We start from the raw sequence: 487 nt of genomic DNA, 5'->3' as shown, positions 1-487 counted from the left end.
ATCCGCCACATCCTGTCCGAGGCGCCCAATGTGGGCGTGGTCATGGGCCAGGTCGCGGGGGTCGATACGGATGCCCGCGCGGTGCGCCTCGCGGACGGAAGCACGATCCCCTACGAGCGGCTCGTCATCGCCACGGGCTCGACCAGCACCTATTTCGGCCACGACGACTGGGCCCCGCACGCCCCCTCCCTGAAGAGCATCGAGGAGGCGCGCGCCATCCGCACCCGGGTGCTCCAGGCCTTCGAGCGGGCGGAGCGGGCCACCGACCCGGCCGAGCGGGCGCGGCTGATGACCATCGTGGTGGTGGGCGGCGGGCCCACCGGCGTCGAGATGGCGGGCTCGATCGCCGAACTCGCCCACCACGCCCTTGCCCGCGATTTCCGCCACATCGACCCGACCACGGCGCAGGTCGTCCTGGTGGAGGCGGGGCCGCGCCTGCTGACGGCCTTCCCCGAAGCGCTGGCCGCCTATGCGCGCGGCTCCCTGG

1 protein-coding gene is annotated in these 487 nt (G+C 73.5%); it reads left to right on the top strand.

Annotated features, from left to right (window positions below):
- Positions 1–487: NAD(P)/FAD-dependent oxidoreductase (locus ACU8YE_RS24640; protein ID WP_446930058.1), on the top strand; the 487-nt coding region annotated here is incomplete at both ends.

The organism is Ralstonia sp. VS2407, assembly GCF_052950655.1.
This window is presented reverse-complemented; position numbering and strand designations above follow the sequence as displayed.